The 23,328-nt window shown below is 73.9% G+C and carries 19 protein-coding genes; 16 read left to right on the top strand and 3 right to left on the bottom strand.

From position 1 onward, the window contains the following. Positions 1–13 precede the first annotated feature (13 nt). Positions 14–844, top strand: a complete 831-nt coding sequence (locus AB1460_RS03295) for an enoyl-CoA hydratase-related protein (protein ID WP_368959065.1) — start codon at positions 14–16, stop codon at positions 842–844. Positions 845–943: 99 nt separating this feature from the next. After that, complete coding sequence (locus tag AB1460_RS03300; RefSeq protein ID WP_368959067.1) at positions 944–1,402, top strand: hypothetical protein; 459 nt, start codon at positions 944–946, stop codon at positions 1,400–1,402. 10 nt (positions 1,403–1,412) lie between these two features. On the opposite strand, the gene AB1460_RS03305 is transcribed toward AB1460_RS03300, so the two are convergent. Then, positions 1,413–1,928 carry a MarR family winged helix-turn-helix transcriptional regulator gene (locus AB1460_RS03305; protein WP_368959068.1) on the bottom strand — a complete coding sequence of 172 codons (516 nt, stop codon included), beginning with the start codon at positions 1,926–1,928 and terminating at the stop codon, positions 1,413–1,415. 95 nt (positions 1,929–2,023) lie between these two features. Here AB1460_RS03305 and AB1460_RS03310 point away from each other — a divergent pair, with 95 nt between their 5' ends. The 11 genes from AB1460_RS03310 (at position 2,024) to AB1460_RS03360 (ending at position 16,639) form a co-directional block, all read left to right on the top strand. Then, the gene (locus tag AB1460_RS03310; RefSeq protein WP_368959069.1) at positions 2,024–3,610 is read left to right on the top strand and encodes a protein kinase domain-containing protein; all 1,587 of its coding nucleotides are present in this window, start codon (positions 2,024–2,026) and stop codon (positions 3,608–3,610) included. A gap of 33 nt (positions 3,611–3,643) precedes the next feature. Beyond that, positions 3,644–6,277, top strand: coding sequence for a GNAT family N-acetyltransferase (locus AB1460_RS03315; protein ID WP_368959070.1), 2,634 nt, complete (start codon positions 3,644–3,646; stop codon positions 6,275–6,277). A gap of 85 nt (positions 6,278–6,362) precedes the next feature. Beyond that, positions 6,363–7,151, top strand: coding sequence for an SDR family oxidoreductase (locus AB1460_RS03320; RefSeq protein WP_368959071.1), 789 nt, complete (start codon positions 6,363–6,365; stop codon positions 7,149–7,151). Positions 7,152–7,323: 172 nt separating this feature from the next. Then, on the top strand, positions 7,324–7,515 hold the full coding sequence (locus tag AB1460_RS03325) for a hypothetical protein (RefSeq protein ID WP_321572567.1): 192 nt from the start codon (positions 7,324–7,326) through the stop codon (positions 7,513–7,515). Positions 7,516–7,772: 257 nt separating this feature from the next. Continuing rightward, positions 7,773–9,005, top strand: coding sequence for a metallophosphoesterase family protein (locus AB1460_RS03330; protein WP_368959072.1), 1,233 nt, complete (start codon positions 7,773–7,775; stop codon positions 9,003–9,005). Beyond that, a complete protein-coding gene (locus tag AB1460_RS03335; RefSeq protein ID WP_368959073.1) occupies positions 9,005–10,516 on the top strand; it encodes an AAA family ATPase in 1,512 nt (503 codons plus the stop codon). Before AB1460_RS03330 ends, AB1460_RS03335 begins: the two co-directional genes overlap by 1 nt. Before the next feature lie 1,309 nt (positions 10,517–11,825). Beyond that, positions 11,826–12,260: an Lsr2 dimerization domain-containing protein gene (locus tag AB1460_RS03340; RefSeq protein WP_368959163.1), complete on the top strand. Its 435-nt coding sequence runs from the start codon at positions 11,826–11,828 to the stop codon at positions 12,258–12,260. Between the two features lie 117 nt (positions 12,261–12,377). Continuing rightward, the gene (locus AB1460_RS03345; protein ID WP_368959075.1) at positions 12,378–13,241 is read left to right on the top strand and encodes a prephenate dehydratase; all 864 of its coding nucleotides are present in this window, start codon (positions 12,378–12,380) and stop codon (positions 13,239–13,241) included. 6 nt (positions 13,242–13,247) lie between these two features. Next, positions 13,248–14,078: a PhzF family phenazine biosynthesis protein gene (locus AB1460_RS03350; RefSeq protein ID WP_368959076.1), complete on the top strand. Its 831-nt coding sequence runs from the start codon at positions 13,248–13,250 to the stop codon at positions 14,076–14,078. Positions 14,079–14,160: 82 nt separating this feature from the next. Further along, entirely contained in the window at positions 14,161–14,445 is a 285-nt protein-coding gene (locus AB1460_RS03355; RefSeq protein WP_368959077.1) for a DUF2277 domain-containing protein, read from the top strand. Positions 14,446–14,587: 142 nt separating this feature from the next. Further along, positions 14,588–16,639 carry an ATP-dependent metallopeptidase FtsH/Yme1/Tma family protein gene (locus AB1460_RS03360; protein WP_368959078.1) on the top strand — a complete coding sequence of 684 codons (2,052 nt, stop codon included), beginning with the start codon at positions 14,588–14,590 and terminating at the stop codon, positions 16,637–16,639. 81 nt (positions 16,640–16,720) lie between these two features. Here the strand turns inward: AB1460_RS03360 and AB1460_RS03365 are convergent, their stop codons facing one another. Then, positions 16,721–17,932 (bottom strand): metal-dependent hydrolase family protein, encoded by a 1,212-nt coding sequence (locus tag AB1460_RS03365; RefSeq protein ID WP_368959079.1) that lies wholly within the window; start codon positions 17,930–17,932, stop codon positions 16,721–16,723. Positions 17,933–18,258: 326 nt separating this feature from the next. Here AB1460_RS03365 and AB1460_RS03370 point away from each other — a divergent pair, with 326 nt between their 5' ends. After that, positions 18,259–19,671 (top strand): aldehyde dehydrogenase family protein, encoded by a 1,413-nt coding sequence (locus AB1460_RS03370; RefSeq protein WP_368959080.1) that lies wholly within the window; start codon positions 18,259–18,261, stop codon positions 19,669–19,671. 106 nt (positions 19,672–19,777) lie between these two features. Beyond that, entirely contained in the window at positions 19,778–21,094 is a 1,317-nt protein-coding gene (locus AB1460_RS03375; protein ID WP_368959081.1) for an FAD-dependent oxidoreductase, read from the top strand. A gap of 1,082 nt (positions 21,095–22,176) precedes the next feature. Here AB1460_RS03375 and map read toward each other — a convergent pair. Continuing rightward, positions 22,177–22,959, bottom strand: coding sequence for a type I methionyl aminopeptidase (map, locus tag AB1460_RS03380; protein ID WP_368959082.1), 783 nt, complete (start codon positions 22,957–22,959; stop codon positions 22,177–22,179). 66 nt (positions 22,960–23,025) lie between these two features. On the opposite strand from map, the gene AB1460_RS03385 reads away from it, so the two are divergent. Continuing rightward, positions 23,026–23,328 carry a helix-turn-helix domain-containing protein gene (locus tag AB1460_RS03385; protein ID WP_368959083.1) on the top strand — a complete coding sequence of 101 codons (303 nt, stop codon included), beginning with the start codon at positions 23,026–23,028 and terminating at the stop codon, positions 23,326–23,328.

A 23,328-nucleotide genomic window follows, 5' to 3' on the forward strand; every position in this document is an offset into this window, starting at 1 on the left:
AGAGGGCGACTCGATGACGGAGGCGGGCAGCGTGACGACGGACATGGATGACAGCGAGATCCTGACCGAGGTCCGCGACGGGGTCGCTGTCATCACCTTCAACCGTCCGAAGGCGCGCAACGCGATCACCGCGACGATGGCTCTTGCCTACGCGAGGGCGCTGCGCGCCGCGGATGACGACCCTCAGGTCCGGGCGATCGTGGTCACCGGAGCGGGCCCCGGCTTCTGTTCCGGTGCCGACTTGGAGGTGCTGCGCGGCGGCGCCGAGACGATCAAGAAGTTCGTCCCGGCCCGGGACGACCTGCCCTCGCTGACGCTGCGCCTGCGCAAGCCGGTGATCGCTGCCATCAACGGGGCGGCGGTGGGTATCGGTTTCGCCTACATGCTCGGCAGTGACATCCGGATCGCCGCCGAGTCGGCGAAGCTCGCGACCGCGTTCTCCAGGCTCGGCCTCGCGGCCGAGTACGGGGTGTCCTGGCTGCTGCCCCGTCTCATCGGCCTGCCGGCGGCGATGGATCTTCTCCTGACCGGGCGCACCGTCGGCGCCGAGGAGGCCGCGCAGATCGGTCTCGTGCACAGGGTGGTCCCGGATGGTGCGGTTTTGGACGCCGCGCTCGCCTACGCCGCGGACCTGGTGGCGAACTGCTCGCCGTTCTCCCTGGCGACAATCAAGAAGCAGGTCTACGACGACCTCGACCGTTCCCGCGATGATGCGCTGACGGACACATTGCGTCAGATGGACATCGCGTTCGAGGGCCCCGGGCTCGCGGAGGCGCTGACCGCGCGGACGGAGAAGCGGCCGGCGGTGTTCGACGCGCTCGGTCAAGGGACCGAGGTCCGCTAGCAGCGGTCCGGACGGCGCGGGCCGGCGGTACTCCCGTCACAGCCGGCCGGGATGTCCCGGGACCTACCGTGAGGTATCCCCGCATCCCAGGACGGACACGTGACCACCTTTCTGCTGAGTGCCCACGTTGTCGTCGCGATCATCGCGATCGGCCCGGTGACCGTCGCCGCGAGCATGTTCGCACCCGCGGTCCGGGCAGCCCTGCGCGACCCTGACGATGCCCGGGCGGTGGGCGTCGTGAGCACGCTGCACCGCATCTGCAACGTGTACGCGGCCATCGGCATCACTGTGCCGATCCTGGGTTTCGCCACCGCGGCGAGCATGGGGGTCCTCGGGGACCCCTGGCTGCTCACCTCGATCGCGCTGACGGGCGTGGCGGCGGGTGTTCTCGCCCTCGCGGTGCTGCCAGGTCAGCGGCAGCTCCTCGACGTGATCGACGCCCGGGCCGCGGCAGTGAGCGCCCGCAACGTGGCTGTCGCCAGCGGGCTGTTCAGCCTGTTGTGGACCGTGGTCACGGTGCTCATGATCGTCCGCCCGGGCTCGACCACCGGCGTCTAAGCGCGAGGGCTCAGCGGGGCCGGGGTGGAGCGGTGTCGAGCCGGTTGAGGATCTGGCCGCAGATGGCGCCGAGCTGATCGAGCTGGTCGCGGGACAGCGCCTCGACCACCAGGTCCCGCACGGTCTCGACATGGCCTGGGGCGGACGCCGCGAGTTTCTCGAAACCCTGGTCGGTGAGGGTGGCGTTGGTGACCCGGCCATCGGCCGGGCATGGGGTGCGGCGCACCCAGCCCTTGTCCTCCAGGCGTTTGACGGCGTGCGACAGTCGGGAAAGCGACCCGCAGGTGAAGTCGGCGAGCCGGGCCATGGCCAGCGTCCGGTGCGGTGCTTCGGACAGGCCGACGAGGACCGAGTACTCGAAATGACTCAGGCCCGCGTCCTGGCGTAGCTGGGCGTCCAGCGCGGCCGGCAGCCGGGTCATCACTCCGATGAGCCCACGCCACGCGGTACGTTCACTGGCCTGCAGCCACCGTGGCTCCGCCGTGACCGGCCGGCCGTCGCGCCCCGCGTCTCTGCCGCCATCCATACCGGCAGCCTATGATTCCCGTCGGCATTCCCGCGATTTGCCAGTACCTTTCGGCTGAACCCGACCGCCGGAGATCCGGAGGAGTGGTACACCGTATGAAATCCCTCGGCTCCGACGACCCGCGGGCCGCCGGCGCCTATCGACTGCTCGGCGTCCTCGGGTCCGGCGGGATGGGCCGGGTGTATCTCGCCCGCAGCCCGGGTGGGCGCACGGTCGCCGTGAAAGTGATCCGGCCGGAGTTCGCGAGCGACCCGGCGTTCCGCGCCCGGTTCCGGCGCGAGGTCGAGGCGGCCCGGCGGGTCAGTGGCCGGTGGACGGCGCGGGTACTCGACGCGGATGCTGACGCCGACCCTCCGTACCTGGTCACGGCCTACATTCCGGGGCCGTCGCTGCTGGAGGCGGTGCGCCGGCACGGGCCGTTGCCCCCGCGGACAGTGCGGGCACTCGGCGCGGGCCTGGCCGAGGCTCTGGAGGCCGTGCACGCCGCGGGTGTGGTCCACCGGGATCTGAAGCCGTCCAACGTGCTGATCACCGTGGACGGCCCCACCGTGATCGACTTCGGGATCGCGCGGGCGGTCGACGCGACCGTGCTCACCCAGGCGGGAGCCCTGATCGGCTCGCCGGCGTTCGTGTCGCCCGAGCAGATCACCGGTGGGGAGGTCGGGCCGGCCAGTGACGTGTTCGCGCTCGGCTCGGTCCTCGCGTTCGCCGCCACCGGGGCCGGCCCGTTCGCCGGGGCCGGGACACCGGCGGTGATGTACGGGATTCTCACCGCCGAGCCCCAGCTGGCCGCCGTCCCGCCCGACCTGCGCGGGACGGTCGAGGCCTGCCTGCACAAGGCGCCGCAGGGACGTCCCCGGCCCGCCGAGATCCGCCGGGCGCTTGCCCCGGACGGCACCGGGGCCGCGGCGCTGTGGGCGGACTGGCTGCCGCCGGCCCTGGTCAGCGGGCTGGTCCGGCAGGCAGTGGACGTCCTCGACCTCGACACCGGTGACACCAGTGACGCCGGTGACACACGGTTCCCCGCCTACAGCCCGCCGCCCGTCCCCACGAGGGCCGGCGGTGACCGGCGAACGCTGGCCGTCGTCGCCGCGGTGGGCGCGCTGTGCCTGACCATCATCGTCACGGCCGTCGTTCTTCTCGGCTCGCGGGATTCGCGGGGTTCCAGGGACGGCGCCGCGGAGGAAACCGGGCTGGCGAGCGCCGCCCCGAGCACTCCAGTCGACGACTCGGGCGCCACCACGACCCGGCCCGGGGAGCTGCCCGACGGCTACGCCGGGTCCTGGGAGGGACGCATCGTCTCCCGCCTGGGCGTCGTCCAGAACATGGTGATCACGCTGCAGCCCGGTGGCACCGGCCAGACCGTCGGGCACTCGGAGACCACGCTGCTCGGCCTCGAGGCCCTCGGCGGCGCGGGCGGGGCCGGCAGCACCGGGATCCGGTGTGTCGGCGACCAGGAACTTGTCGGTCTGAGTGAGCCCGCGTCCACCGGCGCGCCGTCGGCGGTCGTGCTGCGGGACATCCCCGGCACGGGCGACAATCCGACTCTGTCGCCCGGTCTGTCGCTGTGTACGAGCGGGGGGACGAGCCGGCTGTCGTTGTCCGCCGCCGGGGAGCTGGTCTTCCAGTCGGAGGAGGACGACGCGGGCCGGCCGACCGGCACGCTGCGTCGCCGGGGCTGATCGCGGGAGAAACGCCGTCCGGCAGGAGGAGCAATGAACGACTGGGAGGCCGACGCCGTCCTCGCCGACGGTGCGACCGTGCAGCTCCGGCCGGTGTCGGATGCCGACCTCGCCGACCTCGCCGCGCTGCGCGCCGGCCTGTCCGCGGCGGAGGGCGCAGGCCTGCCCTGGGCCGACGACGGCCCGGCCCAGGGCCATCCGGGCCGGCTTGCCGTGGTGGCCCTGCTGCGGGGACGCCTGGTCGGCGTGGCCGAGTACGAACGCCTCGCCGGGACGGACCAGGCCCGGGTCGGCCTGCTCGTGGAGCGGGCGCACCGGCGGCGCGGCCTCGGGCCGCTGCTGCTCGAGCACCTGACCGCCGCAGCCCACGACCAGGGCGTCCGCCAGCTGGTCGCCGACCTGCCGGTGGACAACACGCAGGCACTGGAGGCCTTCCGTGCGGCCGGTTTCGTCCACACCGCCGGTACCGCGGGGCCCGTCCGGATGATGTTCTCGACGGCACAGACACCGCGTGCCCGTGGGATGTCGCGGGCGCTGGAGCAGCGGGCGGAGGCACGGAGCATCGCCCGGCTGCTGGCGCCGCGGACGGTCGCGGTGCTCGGCGCGAGCCGCGAACCCGGCGCCGCCGGCCACGAGGTGTTCCACCGGCTGCTGTCCAGCGACTTCCATGGTCCGGCCTATCCGGTCAACCCCGCGGCCCGGCAGGTGGCCTCCGTGTATGCCTATCCCGATGTGCGGGAGATCCCGGACGCGGTCGACCTCGCGGTGATCGCGGTGCCCGCCCCACAGGTCGTCGACGCGGTCCGCGCCTGCGCGGAGAAGGACGTCCGGAGTCTGATCGTCGTGTCTGCCGGTTTCGCCGAGGCGGGCCCGGAGGGCCGTGCGCGGCTCGCGGAGGTGACCCGGCTGGCCAGGGTGTCCGGGATGCGCCTGATCGGCCCGAACGCGATGGGCGTCATCAACACCGATCCGGCGGTCCGGCTCCACGCCACCTTCGCCGTCGGTGAGCCGGCGGCGGGCCGGGTCGGCGCGTTCACCCAGTCGGGAGCGCTGGCCGGCACGTTCCTCACCGAGTCGGCACGGCGGGCGATCGGGCTGTCGACCTTCGTCTCGACCGGGGACCGTTCGGATGTCTCCGCCAACGACGTCCTGCAGTTCTGGCAGTCGGATCCGCGCACCGATGTCGCCCTGCTGCACCTGCAGAGCTTCGGCAACCCGCGCAAGTTCGCCCGGATCGCCCGGCGGCTGGGACGGAGCAAGCCGGTGGTGGCGCTCAAGAGCGGCGGCCGCTCGGCCGACCCGGCGCTGGACGCCCTGTTCACCAGCGCCGGCGTCATCCGCGTCGGCACGCTGGGGCAGCTGTTCGACCTGGCGGCGCTGCTGGTCACCCAGCCGCTGCCCGTCGGGCGACGCGTCGGTGTCGTCGGGACGTCCAGCGCGCTGGCGGCGCTCGCGGTGGACGCCTGCCACACGGCCGGGCTGGAGGTCCCCGCCTTCGGCCCGGCGACAGCCGCCGCGCTGGGGGAGGTTCTCGGCAGCGGCCCGGAGCCGGCCAACCCGGTGGACCTCGGTGCCATGGCCGCCCCGGAGCGGTTCGCGGGGGCGCTGCGGGCCGTCGCCGGGTCCGCTGAGGTCGATGCCGTCCTGGTGCTGGTCACACCGCATCCCGCCGTGGACGAGCTGGCCCGCGCCGTGCGCGGGGTGGCCGCCGCCGGCCGGGTTCCGGTGGCCGCCTCGTTCCTCGGCCACGACGGGATTCCGGCCGCGCTGGCCGCCGGGGACACCGCAGCGCCCGGCCGCGGCTCGGTCCCCTCGTTCGCCTCCCCCGAGTCGGCGGCCTGGGCAATCGCCCGCGCCGCCGAACACGCGGCGTGGCGCGACCGGGAGCAGGGCACCGTCCCCGCCCTCGACCGGCTTGACCTGGATCGCAGCCGCGCGGCGCTGGCGGGCGCGGCGATGGACGGCAGCTGGCTGCCGTCGGAGCGGGTGGACGAGGTCCTCGCCGGCGCCGGCCTGGCGGTCTGGCGGAGCGAGCGGGTGACGTCCGAGCAGGAGGCGCGGGCCGCCGCCGAGCGGATCGGCTGGCCGGTGGCCCTCAAGATCGCCGACGAGCGGTTCCGTGGCCGGCTGGACGTTGGCGCGGTGCGTCTCGGGCTCGCCGGGCCGGGGGCGCTCGCCCAGGCGTGGCGCACGATCCGGCTGGCGGTCGGGCCGGGTGACATGCTGGTGCAGCCGATGGCCCCGGCCGGTGTCTCGACTGTGGTCCGCATGACCCAGGACCCGGCGATCGGGCCGTTGCTGTCGCTCCGGCTCGGCGGGGCGGTCGCCGACCTGCTGGTCGACCCGCTGGCGCGGGCGCTGCCGCTGACCGACCGGGACGCCGCCGAGCTCGTGCGGGGCATCCGCGGCTCGGTCCTGCTGGTCGGCGGTGGGAGCGGGGGCGGGACCGCGCCGGTCGACGTCGCCGCGCTGGAGGATCTGCTGCACCGGCTGGCCAGGCTCGCCGAAGAGGTGCCGGCGGTGGCGGAGGTGCTTCTCGACCCGGTTCTCGTCGGTCGCTCCGGAGTGGTGGTGCTCCATGCCGGCGTCCGCCTGCTGCCGCCGGAGACCGACCCCGACTCCCTGCCCCGCCGGATGACAGGAGCCGGTGTCGACTACTTCCGGTGACGCCCCCGCTGACACCCGGCTCCGTCACCCGGCATGCTGATGACCGGACCAGCCGGCGACCGGCCGTGGGACAACGGAGGAAAACATGGATCTCGAACTTGCGGGCCAGGTCGTGCTGGTCACCGGCGGGTCCGAGGGCCTCGGCGCGGCCCTCGTCCGCGTGCTGGCGGCCGAGGGCGCGCGGGTGGCGTTCTGCGCCCGCCGACCCGACGGGCTCGACCAGCTGGCCGCCGAGCTCACGAAGGCCGGCGCCGACGAGGCGAACCTCCTCCCGGTCGCCGCGGACGTGACCCGCCCGGACGACCTGGAGCGCTTCACCGGGCTCGCGGTCGGCCGCTGGGGCCGTGTCGACGGCCTGGTGAACAACGCCGGGCGCAGTGCCGCCGGCCCGTTCGCGGCGCAGACCGACGAGGTCTGGGAGACGGACCTCGAGCTCAAGGTGCACAGCGCCGTCCGGCTGACCCGCCTGGTGCTGCCGCATCTGGTGGCCGCGGGCGGCGGCAGTGTCGTCAACACGCTCGCGATCGCGGGGAAGGCCCCCGGCTCGGGGTCGACACCGACCTCGGTGTCCCGGGCGGCCGGGCTGGCCCTGACGAAGGCGCTCTCCAAGGAGCTGGGCCCGGACGGCATCCGGGTGAACGCGGTGCTCGTCGGCCTGGTGGAGAGCCACCAGTGGGAGCGGCGGGCGGTCGATCTCGGCGTCGGCGTCGGCGACCTCTACGCCGATCTCGGCCGGAACTCCGGCATCCCGCTCGGCCGGGTCGGCCGCGCGCAGGAGTTCGCCGATCTGGTCGCCTTCCTGCTGTCGCCGCGGTCCGCCTACATCTCCGGCACCGGCATCAACCTGGACGGCGGGCTGTCCCCCGTCCACTGACCCGGGCGCCTCCCGCGCGGCTGCCGCACAGCGCCGGCGGATTGGCCAGGATGTGCGGGTATGGGGCTCTGACCTGCACAAACGACGTTGTCACGAAATTCGCATGCTTAACACGCATTCACCCGGGAAGCAGGAGGAAACGAGCCACGCGATCACACGACTTCCCCGGAGGATGACAGTGAGCCTGATCAACAGCCTGCTCGAAGGACTCGACGCCAACGACCGCGAGCGGACCGTCGGGCTGATCAAGACCAACATCGCCGCGGATCTGGAGAACGTGGCCGCCGGTGCGGGCCCGGCCCGGCAGGTCGACGTGGGCACCCGTTCCCGCGCCCGCCGCTCGGGTTCCACCTCCGGACGCTGACAGCACGGCGTCCGGCCGGCACGGACCGCATCTCCCGTGCCGCTCCGGTCAGCCAACGACCCGGAGATTCCCCGATGTCGGACGTTCGTCCGGCGTGGACAGTTCGAGATGTCCGATTGCGGTACTAGGTTCTGGACGTTCGGCCGTGCTGATCGAGCTGGCGGCCGACCGCGGGTCGCGCCCGACGGCGATCCGTGCCACTCGACCGGAACCGCGCATCACCCGCTGCGCGGGGGCCTCCCGACGCCCGAGGGAAGATGCGCCTCGTTCACGCCGCTGACATCCATCTCGACAGCCCGCTGCGCGGGCTGACCCGGCTGGGCGACAGCGACCTCGCCCACCTGCTCCGGCAGGCGACCCGGCGGGCGCTGGCCAACCTGGTGGATCTGACACTCGCCCGGCGGGCGGACGCGCTGCTGCTCGCCGGCGACATCTACGACGGCACCTGGCGTGACTACGCGACCGGGCGGTTCTTCGTCGAACAGATGGGCCGGCTGCGGGACGCGGAAGTCCCGGTGTTCATGATCTCCGGCAACCACGACGCCGAGAGCGAGATCACCCGTACTCTGACGCTCCCCCCGAACGTCACCGTGTTCCCGTCCGACGAGGCGGGCACCCGCGAGGTGGCCGACCTCGGTCTGGCGGTGCACGGCCAGAGCTACCCGACCGTCGCCGTGCACGACAACCTGGTCCGCCGCTATCCCGACGCCCGGCCGGGCCTGGTCAACGTCGGCCTGCTGCACACGGCGGCCGACGGGGCCGAGGGGCACGACAACTACGCTCCGTGCTCGGCGGACGACCTCACCAGCACCGGCTACGACTACTTCGCGCTCGGGCACGTCCACACGCACCGCGTGGTCGCCGCCGGCGAGCACGTCGCCGCGTTCAGCGGGAACCTGCAGGGCCGCACGCCGCGGGAGACCGGTCCGAAGGGCGCGCTCGTCGTCGAGATCACCGGAGACGGGCCGGCCCAGGTCGAGCATGTGCCCTGCGACGTCGCGCGCTGGGAACGGATCGCGGTGGACGTCACCGGGTCGGACAGCCTCGACGACGTGCTGACGCTGCTGGGGCGGGAGCTGCGGGCGGCGCGGGCGTCCGCCGGTGACCGTCCCGTGGTCGCGCGGGTGGTGCTCACCGGGACGTCGCGGGCCGCCGCCGAGCTCGCCGACGCCGAGCGGCTGCGCGAGGAGCTGCGGACCGTCGCCGACGGCATGCAGGTCTGCCTGGAGAAGATCGCCGCCCGGGTGACCGACCCGGCGTCCGGCGGCGGCGTCGACCCGGAGCTGGTCGCGGCGGTGCGGGCCGCCACCGAGGCACTCGGCGCCCGACCCGACCAGCTCACGCCGTGGATCACCCCACTCGACCGTGAGGTCGGACGGCTGCTGCGCGGGGCCGGCCTGCTTGACCTGGGTGATCCCGACACGCGCGCCGACCTCGTCCAGCGGGCCGGCGCCGGCCTGCTCGCCAGGCTCGCCGGAGGTGACGCCTGATGCGGATCCGCGCCCTGGGCCTGGAGCGGTACGGCGCGTTCGAGGACCGGCGGATCGAGTTCGGCTCCGGGCTGACGCTGGTCGTCGGCGCGAACGAGGCCGGCAAGTCCACCACCCTCGAGGCCCTGTCCGACCTGCTGTGGACCTTCCGCGGCACCCGCCAGAGCTTCCATTACGGCCTGGGCGCGCTGAGCCTGACCGCCGATCTCGAACTGCCCGAGACTCCCCCGGCGGAGGCGGCAGGGTCGCCGGGGTCGGCGGAGGCGACGGGGCCGGCAGCCGGCACGGCACGGCTTGAGATCAGGCGGCGCAACGCCGGCCTGCAGACGGTCGCGGACGGCGCGGCGTTCACCTCCCCCTGGGGCGCCGGGGGCGCGGAGGAGCGCCGCCGCTGGCGCCGGGCGTTCGGGCTCTCCCACGCCGAGCTGCGCGACGGCGGCGCCCGTGTCTTCGAGGGCAGCGGCGATCTCGCCGAGCTCGTCTTCACCGCGCGCAGCGGCCGGGCCGTCCGCGGTCTGCTCGACGCGCTCGGTGCCGAGATGGATGCCCTGTACAAGGCGCACCGCAACAGCCGGACGGTGAAGGTGCGCACCGCGCTGGCGGACTACGAGCAGCGCGCCGAGCAGGCGGCGTCGTCGATGACCCGCGCGGCGCATGTGGAGGATGCCCGCCGCGAGCTGGCGCTGCGCCACCGCGACGCCGAGGCGGCCGCCAGAGCGGCCCGGACCGCCGCCGCGCACCGCGACCGCCTGGAGCAACGGGTGCGCGCCGCCGCGCACGTGCGCGCTCTCATGGAACTGCGCGAGCGGCAGGCCGCGCTGCTGGCCGCCGGCCCCGCGCTCACCGCCGACCAGGCGGCGGCCTTCGACACGGGCACTGAGAAGATCACGGCGGCGACGGCGGAGCTGGACCGGCTGACCGCCGAGCTACACGACCGCGAGGCCACCCGCGCCACGTTGACGGTCGACGAGCGGATACTCGCCGAGGGCGACGCCATCACCCGGCTCGACCGCGTCTGCCTCGCCCGGCTGGACGACGACCGCCGGGCCCGCGAGCTGGCCGACGGGGCGGGCCGTCAGTCGGACCAGGCCCGCTCGCTCCTGCTGGGGCTGGTCGGGCCGAACGACGAACGGGACACCGCCGGACTTCTCGATCATCTGCATGTCCCGCGGGACGTCGCTGCCCAGGTCGACGCGCTCGCCGCCACGATCACCGACGTCTCTGACGAGCTGCGCCGCGCCGAGGAGGCGCTGACCGCCGCTCGCCGCACCGTGGCTGCGTCGGGAGGCCGAAGTCGCCCGCGACCGGGTGGCGGCCGCACTGACCGCGACCGCAGCCGCGGCCGACCGGGCCGACGAGACACGAGCCGGCTGGGAGGGCCTCTGGGCCGGTGCCGCCCTCGCCGTTCCGGACCGGGAGGACGTCGACGACGTCCAGCAGGCAGCGGAGGAGGCCCACCGCGCGCACGCGGACCTGCTCGCCGCGCAGGAGCGCCTCGCCGGGCTGGGTGACCAGGCACGGGCCCAGTCGGTCGCGCTCGCCGAGGCACTCGCCCAGGTCGGCGCGCCGGCGCCCGCCGCGGACCTGGACAGCCTGCTCGGGGCGGCGGCCGCCGTACTCGCGGAGGACGACCGGGCCCGGGAACAGCGGGCTGCCGCACTGCACCTCGGGCGGGTCGTCGAGGAGAAGGAGCGGGACCGGGAGAAACGCCGGGAGGAGCTGCGCGGCGCCGAGGAGGAGTGGCGTGTCCTCGTCCGGCGGGCCGGGCTGGCCGACGTCACCGACCCACGGGGCTGGACGGAGCGGCGCGCCGTGCTCGCCGAGGCCTCCACCCTGCACGACCAGGCGCAGCGGGCGCTGCGCGACTCCGCGCAGGCCGCCGGGCGCTACGACGAGTTCGCCGCCGAGGTCATCGGCCTCGCCGCCCGCCAGGGCCTGCATCCGGACCGCGGGGCCGAGGCGCTGGCCGCGCTGGTCGACCAGCTCAGCTCCCGGTTCCGGGCCAGCGCGCAGGACCAGGCCCGGGCCGCCGAGATCGACCAGGCCGTCGCCGGGCTGGCCACCCGCGCCGACGAGGCCGCCCGGGCTCGGGACGATGCCGCGGCCCGGCTCGACGCGCTGGGCGCCCAGGTGGTGCTGGCGCCAGGCCAGGCCCTCGCCGACGCGGCGGCCCGCCACCGCGACCTCGCGGCCGTCGCCGTCGAACTGGCCTCCGTCGACGTCCTCCTGCGCGCCACGGCGCCCGCCGACGAGCCCGACGATCTTGTCTCCGAACTGGCGGGGCGGACGGACGCCGATCTCGAGGCGGACCTCGCCCGCGCCCGCGACGACCACGAGCGGGCGGCTGCCGCCGACAAGGACGCCTGGACGTCGGTCGGCACGGTCGAGAAGCACCTGCGCGACCTGGAGGGCGGCGCGAGCGCCGGGGAGCTGCACGCGCGGGCCCAGGAGTCACTGGCCCTGGTCGCCGAGACAGCCGAGCGTTACCTCATCGCCCGGATCCAGCACGAGACCCTCGGCCGCGAGCTGGAGGCGTACGAGCGCCGCCACGCCTCCCCGCTGCTCGCGGACGCCGGTCGTCTGCTCGAACGGCTCACCGGCGGCCGGTATGTGGCGCTGCGGGCCGTCGACCGCGGGGACGGCGCCCGGACGCTGCGGGTCGTCCGCTCGGACGAGCAGGAGCTCGGGCCGGGCGAACTGTCCGAGGGGACGGCCGACCAGGTCTTCCTGGCCCTGCGTCTGGCAGCCATCGACCAGCTCCAGCAGGAGCGGGTCGACCGCGGCGAACCGACGCTGCCGGTCGTCCTGGACGACATCCTGATGACCTTCGACGACGAGCGGGCGCAGGCAGCGCTGCGGGTGCTGGCCGAGTTCGCCCCGCGCTGGCAGATCGTCCTGCTGACCCATCACGAGCACCTCACCGACCTGGCCCGGACGGTGGTCGACCAGCTCCGCGACGACCCGCCGTCCGGTGAGAGCCTCGTCACGATCACCTATCTGCCGGGTGCGAACGCGCTCGCCGCCGCGCGCCCGCCGGAGCAGATCCGGGCCGCGACCGGCGGCCCGGTGTCAGCCGGGCCCGCCGCCCTGGCGCCGCCCGTGCCGGCGGAGGGAGGCGGCACGGGCAGCGGCCCTGCCGGCCGCGACGCGGGCAGAATCCGGGTCTGGGCCCGGCGTAACGGCTACGAGGTGGGCGACCGCGGCCGTATCCCCCGGGAGATCGTCGAGGCGTTCGAGGCTGCCCACCCCGCCTGAGCCGGCCTCGAGCCCCGGGCCGGCTTCGGGGCCGCCGGGCGCCGGTGCGCGGCCCGGTACCGTCGGGGGCGGCGGGAGGACCGCCCGACGAGAACCGACCGAAGGCAGGAAGCCGCGATGACCGGGCGTCAGAAGATCGCATATCAGGGCGAGCCGGGGGCGAACTCCCACATCGCCTGCCGCGACGTCTACCCGGATTTCGAGGCCGTGCCGTTCCGGACCTTCGAGGAATGCTTCACCGCGCTGGAGGACGGCACCGTCGGGCTGGCGATGATCCCGGTGGAGAACTCGACCGCCGGGCGGGTGGCCGACATCCACCATCTGCTGCCGAACTCGGCCGTGCACATCATCGGCGAGTACTTCCTGCCGGTACGCCACCAGCTTCTCGGCCTGCCGCAGGCGACCATGGACGACCTCAAGACGGTGCACAGCCACCCGCAGGCGCTGGCGCAGTGCCGGAACGCGATCCGTGGGCTCGGGCTCACCGCGGTTCCCGCGGCGGACACCGCCGGCAGCGCGCGCGAGGTGGCCGAGTGGGGTGACGTGACGAAGGCCGCGGTCGCCTCCAGGCTGGCCGCCGAGGAGTACGGCCTGCGGGTGCTGCACGCCGACCTTGAGGACGAGGAGCACAACACCACCCGCTTCCTGATCCTCTCCAACGAGCGGCTGCGCGCCGCGTCCGGCGTCGGGCCGATCGTCACCACCCTCGTGTTCAAGGTGCGGAACATGCCGGCGGCGCTCTACAAGGCGCTGGGCGGCTTCGCCACGAACGGCGTCAACATGACGAAACTGGAAAGCTGCATGATCAGCGGCGAGTTCGTCGCGACACAGTTCCTCGCCGATGTCGAGGGCAGCCCGGAGGATCCCGCGGTCGAGCGGGCGTTCGCCGAGCTCGCCTTCTTCGCCGACTACCGCATTCTCGGGGTCTACCGGGCCAGCCGGTACCGCGAGCGGTACAGCCAGCTCCCGCAGGGTTCCTGACCCGGCATGCGGCGCGCCTTCCAGCAGGTCGACGTCTTCACCGCCCGGCCCTACCTCGGCAACCCGGTCGCGGTCGTCCTGGACGCCGACGGGTTGTCGACCGCGTCGATGCGGCGGTTCGCGGCCTGGACGAACCTCTCCGAGACGACCTTCGTCCTGCCGCCGACGACTCCGGCCGCCGACTACCGGGTCCGCATCTTCACCCCGACCGCCGAGCTGCCGTTCGCCGGCCATCCGACGCTGGGCACCTGCCACGCCTGGCTCGCCACGGGTGGGCTGCCCCGTGACGGTCGACGGATCGTCCAGGAGTGCGACGCCGGCCTGATCACCGTGCGCCGCGACGAGCCGTCGGGGCTGGCCTTCGCCGCGCCGCCGCTGCTGCGCTACGAACCGGCGGACGCCGAGCTGCTGCTGCACCTCGCCGAGGTGCTCCGGCTGGCCCCCACCGACATCGTCGCCGCCCAGTGGGTGGACAACGGGCCCGGCTGGGTGGCGGTCCTGCTGGACTCGGCCGACGCGGTGCTGGCGCTGCGCCCGGGAGCCGTCGATCTCGCTGTCGGGGTGATCGGGCCGCACCCGCCCGGAGCGGCGGCCGCCTTCGAGGTACGGGCGTTCACCCCCCAGATCGCGACGGTCGAGGACCCGGTGACCGGCAGCCTGAACGCCTCCCTCGCGACCTGGCTGTTCGACACCGGCGGCGCGCAGGACGCCTACACGGCGCGGCAGGGCACGGTCCTCGGCCGCGAGGGGCAGGTGCGGCTCTCCCGCGACGCGGACGGGACGGTGTGGGTCGGCGGCGACACGGTGACCTGCATCCGCGGCGACGTCGCGCTCTGACGGGCGGAACCGCCCCACGGGCGCCCGGACCACCGCCCGCGCCGGAACCGGTCCTGTCGGACCGGGCGCCTACCGTGGACGCATGTGCCGCAACATCACCGAGCTGCGCGGGCTGCAGCCGCCCGCGACCGACGACGAGGTCGAGGCTGCCGCCCGGCAGTTCGTCCGCAAGGTCAGTGGGCTCCGCCAGCCACCGCCCGCGGCGGCCGGCGCGTTCGAGGCCGCGGTGGCGGAGGTCGCCGCCAGCGTGCGCCGCCTGCTGGGCGAGCTGCCCGAGCGCCGCCAGCCGCCCGGCACGGTGCCGCCGCTGCGCCGGCCGGAGGTGGCGGCCCGGGTCCGGGCGAGGGAACAGGAACAACACGGGTGAGAGGGCGATAGCCGGGCATAGGGGCAGGAAGGCTGCCTACCCGCGGTCACCGTGACACGGTGCATCGCGACGTGGGCGGCGCCTGGTACCAGCGCGGTGTCGGTGCTTCGCCCCGGGCAACCGGCGGCAGTCAGGAGGACCGGTGATCTCCCGAGTTGTCATCAACAGCGATCAGGCCTCGGCTCCGGCGAGGTCCGGTCCACCGGAGGACACCCCGCCGAAGCCCGCGCCGCCGCCGATGCCCGGCTGGCGCCGGTTCCTGATCCCGCTCGGGGCCCTCGTCACGGTGGCGCTGTTGTTCGGTCCGGCCCTGGTCGCCAGTCAGCCCGGCGCACTGCCGTACTCCGAGTTCGCCACCCGGGTCGACGGTGGCCAGGTCCGCTCGGTCACGGTCGACGACCAGGGCGGGGTCGAGGGCACGCTCACCGACGGGAATCGCTTCACCACGCGCATCCCGACCGCGCTGGACACCGCGGCGCTGGCGAGCCGGCTCGCCGCCCACCGGGTCGAGATCACCGCGACGCGGGCGGGTAGCTCCTTCCTGTCGGTCGGGCTGAGCTTCCTGCCACTGCTGCTGCTTCTCGGTTTCTTCGTGTGGTCCGGCCGGCTGCCCCGGCGCCAGCTGGCCGGCGGCGGCCCGCTCCGCCCGCGCGGCCTGTTCGGCCTGTTCGGCCGCTCCCGGGCAAAGGCCACCGACGTCATGCGGCCGGAGACCCGCCTCGCCGACGTCGCCGGCCACGAGGGCGCGAAGCAGGAGATCGGCGAGGTCGTCGACGTCCTGCGCAACCCCGACCAGTACCGGGCGGTCGGTGCGCGCGGGCCGCGCGGTGTGCTCATGGTCGGCCCGGCGGGTACGGGCAAGACCCTGCTGGCCCGTGCGGTCGCCGGTGAGGCCGGGGTGCCGTTCCTGTCCATCGCCGGCTCCGGGTTCGCCGCGATGTCCGTCGGCGGCCGTGTCTCCCGGCTGCGGAACCTGTTCGCCGAGGCGCGCCGGCGGGCACCGTCCATCGTCTTCATCGACGAGATCGACGAGATCGACGAGATCGACGAGATCGACGAGATCGACGCGCGGCGCGGCGGCGACGGGGGCGACGGCTCCCCCGACGAGCGCGGGCAGGTGCTCGACCAGCTCCTCGCCGAGATGGACGGGCTGGAGGCCAGCACCGGCGTGGTCGTGCTCGCCACGACGAGCCGCCCCGAGGCCCTCGACCGGGCGCTGCTGCGGGCGGGCCGTCTCGACCGCCGGGTCACCATGCCGCTGCCCGCCCAGGCGGAGCGGGCCGCGATCCTCGCCGCCCACACCCGCGGCGGACACCTCGCCGAGGACGTCGACCTCCCCCGGGTCGCCCGGGCCACCCCTGGCTTCTCCGGCGCGGACCTGGGGAACCTGGTGAACGAGGCCGCGCTCAACGCGGCCCGGGCCGGGCGGTCCACCGTCAGCGCCGCCGACCTCGACACCGCCCGCGGCCGCATCCTGCTCGACCGCCGCGACGCGCCGAACGCGCTGCTGCCGGCCGAGAAGCAGTCCGTGGCGGTGCACGAATCCGGCCACGCGCTGGTCGCGGCCCTGTGCGAGAGCACCGACCCGGTGGCGAAGGTGACCATCCTGCCCGCCGGCATGGCGCTGCCCGCCGGCATGGCGCTCGGCACCCAGCACTTACCCGCGGCGGAGCGGCACCTTCACACCGAGAACCACCTCAGGGACAGCCTGGCCGTCCGCCTCGGTGGTCGGGCGGCCGAGCTGGTGATCCTCGGCCACGGCTCGACCGGTGCGTCGAACGACCTGGCCGGGGCGACCGGCCTCGCCACCCGGATGGTGCGCGAGTTCGGCCTGTCCGAGGAGATCGGCCCGGTCGGGTACGCCCCCGATGGGCCCGATGGGCCCGGGTACCTCGGTGGCGACGCGCCGGTGGCCCGTCCCTACTCGGAGCAGACGCAGCGAACGATCGACGCCGAGGTGGCCCGGTTGCTCCGCGAGGCCGAGGCCCGCGCCATCGACCTGCTGCGCATGCACCGCCCGGCGCTGGACGAACTCACCGCCCGGCTGGTCGCGGAGGAGACCGTCGACAGCGCGGTGGTGGTGGCGATCGCCGCGGCCTCGGTGGCCCGTTTCGCCCGCACCCCGGGTGGGACCGGGCCGCGCGGCGACGGCCCCGACGGCGGCATACCGCCGCAGATCTCACTGCAGACCTGATCCGTCCCCGCGGGACCTGATCCCCGCGCCGCCGCTGCCGCGGCGCGGGCAGATCACCGGGCCGGCCGGATCAGCGGCAGCTCAGTAGATGAACTGCTTGCCGCCCTTCATGACGAACGGCACCCGCTGCAGGACCCGGATGTCCTCGAGCGGGTTGCCCCGCACCCCGATCACGTCGGCGAGCAGGCCCTCGCCGAGGCGGCCCCGGTCGGTGACGTCGATCAGGTCGGCGCCGACGATCGTCGCGGCCTGGATCGCCTGCAGCGGCGTCATCCCCCGGTCGACGAGCGCGACCAGCTCGAGCGCGTTCTTGCCGTGCGGGATCGCCGGCGCGTCGCTGCCGACCGCGATCTTGACGCCGGCCTCGATCGCGTTGCGGATCGAGGCCTTCGCCTGGGGGAAGATGAGCGCGGCCTTCGCCTGGATCTCCGGCTCGGCGCTGCTCAGGACCGGCATGTCGTCGATCAGTGCCTGGGTGGCGACCACCCAGACGCCGTTCTTGACCAGCAGGTTGATCGTGTCATCGTCGATCATGAAGGCGTGCTCGATGCAGTCGACACCGCACTCGACCATCTGCCGCACCGCGACCGAGCCGTGGGTGTGTGCCGCCACCCGCAGCCCCCGCCGGTGTGCCTCGTCCGTGATCGCCGTCACCTCGGCGTCGGAGTAGTGCCGCGCGCCGGAGGACCCGGTGTTGGTCATCGCCCCGCCGGAGCCGCACATCTTGATGACCTGCGCCCCGTGCTTGATCTGGTAACGGACCGCCTTGCGGACCTCGTCGACCCCGTTGGCCAGGCCCTCCTCGACGGTCAGCTTCAGCACGTGCGGGGCGAACGCGCCGAACATCGTCGGGTCGAGGTGCCCACCGGTCGGCGTGATCGCGTGGCCGGCCGGGACGATCCGCGGGCCGTCGATCCAGCCCGCGTCGATCGCCTTCATCAGCGCGACGTCCAGCAGGTAGCCGCTGGTCTTGCAGAACAGACCGAGGTTGCGCACCGTGGTGAAGCCGGCCCGCAGGGTGCGGCGGGCGTTCTGGGTGGCGCGCATCATCCGCAGCGGCGGGTCGTCGCGCATCTGCCCGGTCAGGTGGTGCTCGCCGGGCCCGCCCATCAGCAGGTTGAGCTCCATGTCCATCATCCCGGGCATCAGGATCAGGTCGCCGAGGTCCATCACCTCGCCCTCGGGCTGGCCGCCGAGGCCGACGATCCGATCGCCCTCGATCTTCAGCACGCCGGGCCGGGTGATCTCGCCCGTGTCGACGTCGAGCAGGCCCGCGGCCTTGAGCGTCAGCATCCCGCATCCTCCTGGTGGGTGATGGCGTACCCGGCCACGGTGTGCCCCGCGCGCCAGGTGTACCCCTCTATGTCTAACTGAGAATGTCGCTATGTCTAGCGGAGAACGCCGCGCCGCGCATGACCGCACCCAGCGGATCAAGGCGCTGGCCAGACTGGGCGGAGGGGCGTTCCGGGTGCCCTCCGTCGCTCCCGCGGCCGTGGGTCGGCCGGATCCGGACCGGGCCGCCACGGCGCCGATCGTGGGAACCTTGACACTCCGACTCCTCTGGCATTAAACACCCGTTCAGAGACATGTCACGCCCAGCACGGACGCGAAGGGGCACGATGACCGACGTCTCGATGATCATTGATGGGGAGCGCCGCACCGCTCCCACGACGTTCGCGGTGGTGAACCCGGCGACGGGCGCGGTGCACGCGCAGGCGCCGGACTGCTCCCGTGACCAGCTCGACGCGGCCTTCGACGCGGCGGCCAGGGCCTTCGCCGGCACCACCTGGAGCCGGGACGAGGCCGCCCGGCGCGCCGCCCTGGCCCAGGCCTCGGCGCTGGTGCGGGCTGCGGCGGACCGCATCGCCCCGGTCCTGGTCGCCGAGCAGGGCAAGCCGCTCGCCGCGGCGACGATGGAGGTGCGCGGCGCGAGCTACTGGCTGAAGTACTTCTCCCGGCTCGAGCTGCCGCGTGAGGTCATCCAGGACGACGACCGCGCGTTCGCCGAGGTGGTCCACCGCCCGATGGGCGTCGTGGCCGCGATCACACCGTGGAACTTCCCCGTCATGCTGGCGAGCTGGAAGATCGGCCCCGCGCTGCTCGCCGGCAACACGATGGTCCTCAAGCCCTCGCCCTACACGCCGCGCAGCACGCTGCTGCTGGCCGAGGTCCTCGCCGAGGCCCTCCCGCCCGGTGTGCTCAACGTGGTCTCCGGCGGCGACGAACTGGGCCGGTGGATGACATCCCACCCGGTCCCGCGCAAGATCAGCTTTACCGGATCGGTGCCGACGGGCAAGCACATCGCCGCGGCCGCCGCCCCGGACCTCAAGCGGGTCACCCTGGAGCTCGGCGGCAACGACGCCGCGATCCTGCTCGACGACGTCGACCCGGCCGCGGTGACCGAGAAGATCTTCCTGGGCGCCTTCGACAACAGCGGCCAGATCTGCTCGGCGATCAAGCGTCTTTATGTTCCCGAGGCGCTGCACGACGACGTCGTCGAGGCACTCGCGGCCCGCGCCGCGGCGGCGAAGCTCGGCGACGGCATGGAGCCCGGCACCGAGCTCGGCCCCATCCAGAACCGGCCCCAGTTCGAACGGGTCGGCGGGCTCGTCGCCGACGCGATCGCCGGTGGGGCGAAGGCCGCCACCGGCGGCGCCCCCGTCGAGGGGCCCGGGTTCTTCTACCAGCCGACCGTGCTCGTCGGCGCCACCGAGGGCAGCCGGATCGTCGACGAGGAGCAGTTCGGCCCGGCGCTGCCCGTCCTGTCCTACCGGGATGTCGACGAGGCGGTCAGCCGGGCGAACGCGACCAGTTTCGGGCTGTCCGGCTCGGTCTGGTCCGCCGACCCCGACCGCGCCGGCGCGGTCGCCGACCGCCTCGAGTGCGGCACCGCCTGGGTGAACGCCCATGTCGCCCTCGGGCCGCACCAGCCCTTCGGCGGTTCCAAGTGGAGCGGCATCGGCGTGGAGAACGGCCCCTGGGGCCTCGCGAGCTACACCGAGGCCCAGGTCCGCTACCGCGCCAGGTCCTGACGCCCGGCGGCGCCCGACCGGCTCACCCACCCGACCGGCTCACCCACCGGCTGCACCCGCCGCGCCGGCAGCGACTCGGGCGGGGCTGGGCGGGTAGGCAGTCCGCATGACGGGGGACGAAGCCAGCGGCGGCGGGAACCGCCACACCGCGGAGGTGTGTGTCGTCGGCGGCGGGCCGGCCGGGATCATGGCCGGCCTGCTGCTCGCCCGTGGCGGCCTGCGCACCTGCGTACTGGAGAAGCACGACGACTTCCTGCGCGACTTCCGCGGCGACACGGTGCATCCGTCCACGTTGACGCTGCTCGACCGGATCGGCCTGGGCGACGCCACCCGGGCGCTGCCGGGGCGGCGGGTGACCAGCCTGCGGTTCACGTTCGCCGACGGGACGTTCCAGGTCGCCGACTTCACCCGGCTGCGCGGCGATCATCCGTACCTGTACTTCGTGCCGCAGTGGGACCTGCTGGAGATGCTGGCCCGCGCTGGCGCCAAGCTGCCCACCTTCACCCTCCTGCGCGGCCGTGAGGTGACCGGGCTGCTCCGGGACGGGGCGCGGGTCGCGGGCGTCGAGGCACGCGGACCCGACGGCCCGGAGACCGTGCGGGCCCGGCTGACGATCGGCGCCGACGGCCGCGGCTCCGTCGTCCGTGCGCAGCTCGGCCTGCGGACCCGGCGGTTCGGCGCCCCCATGGACGTCCTCTGGTTCCGCCTCTCCCGGCGCCCGGCCGACGGGGACGGGCTCGGTGGCCTCGTCGGCGCGGGCCAGCTGCTCATCCGGATCGACCGGGGCAGCTACTGGCAGGTGGCCTTTCTGATCCCCAAGGGGGGCTACGGCGCGGTGCGGGCCGACGGCCTCGCCGCGCTGCGCCGCCGGGTCACCGAGATCGCGCCGGTGTTCACCGACCGGGTCGGTGAGATCGAGAGCTGGGCGGACGTCCGGCTGCTCACCGTCCAGGTCGACCGGGCCCGGCGCTGGCACGCGCCCGGCGCCCTGCTCATCGGCGACGCAGCCCACGCCATGAGCCCCATCGGCGGCGTGGGCATCAACCTGGCCATCCAGGACGCGGTCGCGGCGGCGCGCCTGCTCGCCGGGCCACTGCTGGCCGGCCGCGCGGACGGGTCGACGCCGACGCCCGGCCAGCTCGCCGCGGTGCAGCGCCGACGGACGGCACCCACGGTCCTCACCCAGCTGATGCAGCGCGCCGCCCAGCGCGCCTTCCTCGGCCCGGTGCTGCGAGCCGCCACCCCGCCGCCGGCACCGGCAATGGTCCGGCGGGTCGCCGCGAGCCCGGCCGCGCAGGGAGCGCTCGCCCACATCGTCGGGATCGGCATCCGGCCCGAGACGCCGGGACGCACCGCCGGCGGCGACCGGCCCGCCCGGCCCGCCCGGCGCGACCCGACGGCGGGAAGCCCACGCAGGTTCTGACCCGCGGCTCCACGCTGACCGCGGACATCTCGCTTTTCCTACGCTCGAATGTCAACCGAACTCCCACCGCTGGGCTCTTTACAGGTGACCGCTCCTCCGGCGACCTCATCTCGGGACATCGCCGGCGGCGGCTGGGAGGGATGTGGATGGCGGATGCCACCTTCGTCCCCAGCACCTACCGGCACTGGGGACTGCCAACGATCGTCGCCGTCACCGCGGCACTGGCCGTCGTTCTGGCCGCCAGCACGGTCATGGTGACGCAGCACCGCTCCGCCCGCGAAGCGGGAAGCCACCCCGAAGCTGCCCGCAACGCCCTGGACCAGATCTGGGGTGTGGACGTCGGGTGGATTCCGGCGGGCTTTCACCGGGAGACCCGCGAGGGCGAGTACTTCCGGAACAGCCGAGGCCCGCGGCGGGACCATTTCGAGGTCCGGGTGGTCTACGCCGCCACCGAGCAGGCCGCCGTTCCCGTGATCGACCGCTCCGGCGACGCCGCACCGGCCACCTACGGGATCGCTGTTCGGCGCGGCCCGTCCGTCGACCTGGCCGCGGAGGCCGTGATGGCACCGGCCGCCGGGTGGGAGGCCGTACAGCCGGCCACTGTCGGAGCTCACGACGCCGTCCTCCTGCGTACCGAGATCGACGGCCACCCGTCCTACTCGCTGCGGTGGAGCCCCGGTCCCGGTCTCGTCCTCAGCGTCGGCGGCGGCCGGGCGGACGACGTTGCCCGGATCGCGGCCACACCCCTGGTCAACCCGGTGCCACCGGGACCAGCCGACGTGGCCGCAGCGAGGACGTCGGTCGACGCCGCGGTGCGGGCCTGCCTGGGCGCGGGCGGAGGAATCCGCGGCATCGGTGGCGCCGATGGTCTCGTCGTCGCGCGGGTCGGGCCCGTCGTCTTCCTGAACGCGACCGAGGCCATGGCGGGGTACGAGCTGCGGGCACCCACCACCGCCACCGCACCCACCGCACCCACCGGGAACGCCCAGGTCAGCACGACGGTGAGTGGCGTGATGGAACTCGTGGCGACGCATGCGGGATGGAGACATCGGGCCTGCCCCGCGCACGGAGCGCCGCCGATCTCAGGCGTGCACCCCCGTCGGCAGGGTGAGGATGTCGGCTCCGTCGTCGGTGATGGCGATCGTGTGCTCGCTGTGTGCTGTCCGGCAGCCTGTCGCACTGCGCAGGGTCCAGCCGTCGGCGTCGGTGACGAGCTCCGCGGTGTCCGCCATGACCCACGGCTCCAGCGCGAGCAGCAGCCCGGGGCGCAGCCTGTATCCACGGCCGGGCCGCCCGGTGTTGGCGACGTGCGGGTCCTGGTGCATCGTCGATCCGATGCCATGGCCTCCGAAGTCGGTGTTGATCGGGTACCCCGCCTCGCGCAGGACGGAGCCGATGGCATGGGAGATGTCGCCGATGCGAGCCCCGGGCCCGGCGGCGGCGATCCCCGCGCTCAGCGCGCGTTCGGTCGCGTCGATCATCGCCACGCTCTCCGGGGGCTTCGACTCGCCCACGATGAAGCTGATGGCGGAGTCGGCGGCGACTCCGTCCCTGGACACGGCGAGGTCGAGTGTCAGCAGGTCGCCGTCGGCAAGCGAGTAGTCGTGGGGAAGCCCGTGGAGCACGGCGTCGTTGACAGCCGTGCAGATGTAGTGGCCGAACGGCCCGCGCCCGAAGGACGGCGCGTAGTCGACATAGCAGGACTGCGCTCCCGCCTCCGCGATCATGACCTTGGTCCACCGATCGATGTCCAGGAGGCTCGTGCCGACCGCGCTACGGCTTCTCAGCGTCTGCAGAATGTCGGCGACGAGGGCGCCCGCGTCCTTTGCTCGAGCCACTTTGGCGGGGCTCAGGATCTCGATCATGGGGCACCCCTCTCGCACTACCAATAATTATCCCGGCCATATTATACCGGTACTATAATCGGAACCATGGTCAGGTTGCCGCTCACCCCCGCAGAGGTCGAGCGTGGGAAGCGCCTCGGCGCCCTCCTACGCCGAGCCAGGGGCGAGCGCTCGATACTCGACACCGCACTGGACGCAGGCGTCTCACCAGAGACCCTTCGAAAGATCGAGTCCGGTCGCGTGGCCACCCCCGCCTTCCCGACCATCGCGGCGATCGCCGATGTCCTCGAGCTCTCCCTCGACGACGTGTGGGCCGAGATCAAGCAGCCCGGCAGCGAGGCCGAACCCGCGGACGCGGGCCACGGCACACGCGAGCGGTTGGCCTCGTAG

It is taken from the genome of Parafrankia sp. FMc2, assembly GCF_041008525.1.
Lineage (GTDB): Bacteria > Actinomycetota > Actinomycetes > Frankiales > Frankiaceae > Parafrankia.

What these genes read in the sequence shown, in the direction of transcription:
- AB1460_RS03295 (WP_368959065.1), top strand. Translation starts at nt 14, where the DNA reads ATGACGGAGGCGGGCAGCGTGACGACGGACATGGATGACAGCGAGATC.
- AB1460_RS03305 (WP_368959068.1), bottom strand. Translation starts at nt 1,928, where the DNA reads ATGGATGGCGGCAGAGACGCGGGGCGCGACGGCCGGCCGGTCACGGCG.
- AB1460_RS03310 (WP_368959069.1), top strand. Translation starts at nt 2,024, where the DNA reads ATGAAATCCCTCGGCTCCGACGACCCGCGGGCCGCCGGCGCCTATCGA.
- AB1460_RS03315 (WP_368959070.1), top strand. Translation starts at nt 3,644, where the DNA reads ATGAACGACTGGGAGGCCGACGCCGTCCTCGCCGACGGTGCGACCGTG.
- AB1460_RS03320 (WP_368959071.1), top strand. Translation starts at nt 6,363, where the DNA reads ATGGATCTCGAACTTGCGGGCCAGGTCGTGCTGGTCACCGGCGGGTCC.
- AB1460_RS03325 (WP_321572567.1), top strand. Translation starts at nt 7,324, where the DNA reads ATGACAGTGAGCCTGATCAACAGCCTGCTCGAAGGACTCGACGCCAAC.
- AB1460_RS03330 (WP_368959072.1), top strand. Translation starts at nt 7,773, where the DNA reads ATGCGCCTCGTTCACGCCGCTGACATCCATCTCGACAGCCCGCTGCGC.
- AB1460_RS03335 (WP_368959073.1), top strand. Translation starts at nt 9,005, where the DNA reads ATGCGGATCCGCGCCCTGGGCCTGGAGCGGTACGGCGCGTTCGAGGAC.
- AB1460_RS03340 (WP_368959163.1), top strand. Translation starts at nt 11,826, where the DNA reads ATGACCTTCGACGACGAGCGGGCGCAGGCAGCGCTGCGGGTGCTGGCC.
- AB1460_RS03345 (WP_368959075.1), top strand. Translation starts at nt 12,378, where the DNA reads ATGACCGGGCGTCAGAAGATCGCATATCAGGGCGAGCCGGGGGCGAAC.
- AB1460_RS03350 (WP_368959076.1), top strand. Translation starts at nt 13,248, where the DNA reads ATGCGGCGCGCCTTCCAGCAGGTCGACGTCTTCACCGCCCGGCCCTAC.
- AB1460_RS03355 (WP_368959077.1), top strand. Translation starts at nt 14,161, where the DNA reads ATGTGCCGCAACATCACCGAGCTGCGCGGGCTGCAGCCGCCCGCGACC.
- AB1460_RS03365 (WP_368959079.1), bottom strand. Translation starts at nt 17,932, where the DNA reads ATGCTGACGCTCAAGGCCGCGGGCCTGCTCGACGTCGACACGGGCGAG.
- AB1460_RS03370 (WP_368959080.1), top strand. Translation starts at nt 18,259, where the DNA reads ATGACCGACGTCTCGATGATCATTGATGGGGAGCGCCGCACCGCTCCC.
- AB1460_RS03375 (WP_368959081.1), top strand. Translation starts at nt 19,778, where the DNA reads ATGACGGGGGACGAAGCCAGCGGCGGCGGGAACCGCCACACCGCGGAG.
- map (WP_368959082.1), bottom strand. Translation starts at nt 22,959, where the DNA reads ATGATCGAGATCCTGAGCCCCGCCAAAGTGGCTCGAGCAAAGGACGCG.
- AB1460_RS03385 (WP_368959083.1), top strand. Translation starts at nt 23,026, where the DNA reads ATGGTCAGGTTGCCGCTCACCCCCGCAGAGGTCGAGCGTGGGAAGCGC.